Raw genomic sequence first — 2,163 nt, forward strand, 5'->3', positions numbered from 1 at the left:
GGCCCGCTCCGCGGCGGGCGCGGGCGGTTCCGCCGGGCTGCCCCGGCCCCGCCGCAACGCGGCCGCCCCCGGCGAGGTCCCGGCCGCGGCGGAGCCCGGCCAGGGCGCGGCCCGCCCCCGGCCCGGTGCGAGCGCCCTCGACCCGGCGATCGGTGCGGCCGGGCACGGCGGTCCCGCCGAGGCCCCGCGCCCGCGCGGCGGGAGCGGCGACATGAGCGACGACGGCAGCCTCCCCGCGGCCGGCACCACCGCGGGCGGTGACGGCGGAGCCGGACGCCACGGGGGTGGCGGGAGCGCCGCAGCGGCCGGGGGCCCCGGAGAGGTGACCGCCGCGCGCCGCGAAGGCGACCGGCTGCGGTTCGTCGGCGCCGCCACGAGGCGCATCGCCCGCGGCATCGACCTCGACGAGATCGTGCTGGGCCTGTGCCGGGCCACTGTGCCGACCTTCTCGGACGCCATCCTCGTCTACCTGCGCGACCCGCTCCCGGTCGGCGACGAGCGGCCCGTCGGCCCGGTCGTTTTAAGGCTCCGGCGCACCGACCGGCTCCGGCCGATCGACGACCTGACGGACATCAGCAGCACCATCGGCGCGGGGATGGACCTCGCCGGGGCCGCGGGGGCCACCGGCGAGCTCGACTTCAGCCAGTTGCCGCTGCTCGGTCTGCAGGGTGACCTGCCCGCGTCCGAGCTGTGCGAGATCCGGCCCGGCGGCGCGCTCGCCGAGGTGCTGCGCGGCGTACGGCCCGTCTTCGGGTCCTCCGCCGCCGCCCGGGCCGCGCTGCCCGAGCTGCTCGGCGTGGACCATCCGCTGCCGCGCGGCAACCGGGCCGTGCTCGCGCCCCTGCGCGGCCGCCGCCGGGTGATCGGCGCCGCGGTCTTCCTGCGCAGCCCCGAGCGTCCGGCCTTCGAGCAGAACGACCTGCTGGTCGCCGCCCAGCTGGCCACCCACACCGCGCTCGGCATCGACAAGGCCGTCCTGTACGGCCGCGAGGCCTACATCGCCGACGAGTTGCAGCGCACCATGCTGCCCGACAGCCTGCCGCAGCCCACCGGGGTGCGCCTGGCCTCCCGCTACCTGCCCGCCGCCGAGACGGCGCGGGTCGGCGGTGACTGGTACGACGCCATACCGCTGCCCGGCAGCCGGGTCGCGCTGGTCGTCGGCGACGTCATGGGCCACTCCATGACCTCCGCCGCGATCATGGGCCAGCTGCGCACCACCGCGCAGACGCTCGCGCAGCTGGACCTGCCGCCCGCCGAGGTCCTGCACCACCTGGACGAGCAGGCTCAGCGCCTCGGCTCCGACCGGATGGCCACCTGCCTGTACGCCGTCTACGACCCCGTCGCGCACCGGATCACCATCGCCAACGCCGGCCACCCGCCGCCCGTCCTGCTCCATCTGGGCGGCCGCGCAGAGGTACTCCGGGTGCCGCCCGGCGCGCCCATCGGCGTGGGCGGCGTGGACTTCGAGGCCGTGGAGCTGGACGCGCCCGCCGGGGGCACCCTGCTGCTCTACACCGACGGCCTGGTGGAGTCCCGCCTGCGGGACGTGTGGACCGGCATCGAGCAGCTCCGCGAGCGCCTGGCCACCACCGCCCAGCTGACCGGCCTGGACCATCCGCCGCCGCTGGAGGCGCTGTGCGACGACATCCTGGACATGCTCGGCCCGGGCGACCGGGACGACGACATCGCGCTGCTCGCGGCCCGGTTCGACGGGATCGCGCCCAGTGACGTCGCGTACTGGTTCCTGGACCCTGAGGAGACCGCCCCGGGCCGGGCCCGCCGGTTCGCCCGCCGCGCTCTGACCCGATGGGGTCTGGAGGAGCTGAGCGATTCGCTGGAGCTGCTGGTCAGCGAGGTGGTCACCAATGCCGTGCGGTACGCGGAGCGGCCCGTGACCCTGCGTCTGCTGCGTACGGACGTCCTGCGCTGCGAGGTCGGCGACGACTCCCCGCAGCTGCCCCGGCAGCGCCGGGCGCGGGACACCGACGAGGGCGGCCGCGGCCTGTTCCTGGTCAACCGGATGGCCCGCCGCTGGGGCGCGACGCGGCTCAGCAGCGGAAAGGTCGTCTGGTTCGAGCTGTCGCTGCCGGGGACGCCAGAGCGCCGCTGACCCTGCGACCGGTGGAAAGACCGCCGCCCCGCAGCCTTCGAGGAAGGCTGCGG

At 76.7% G+C, this 2,163-nt stretch carries 1 protein-coding gene; it reads left to right on the forward strand.

From position 1 onward, the window contains the following. Positions 1 to 211: 211 nt before the first annotated feature. Complete coding sequence (locus tag ACWGE1_RS40900; RefSeq protein WP_453425543.1) at positions 212 to 2,110, forward strand: SpoIIE family protein phosphatase; 1,899 nt, start codon at positions 212 to 214, stop codon at positions 2,108 to 2,110. Positions 2,111 to 2,163: the final 53 nt, after the last annotated feature.

The sequence above is a fragment of the Streptomyces sp. NPDC054932 genome (assembly GCF_053610205.1).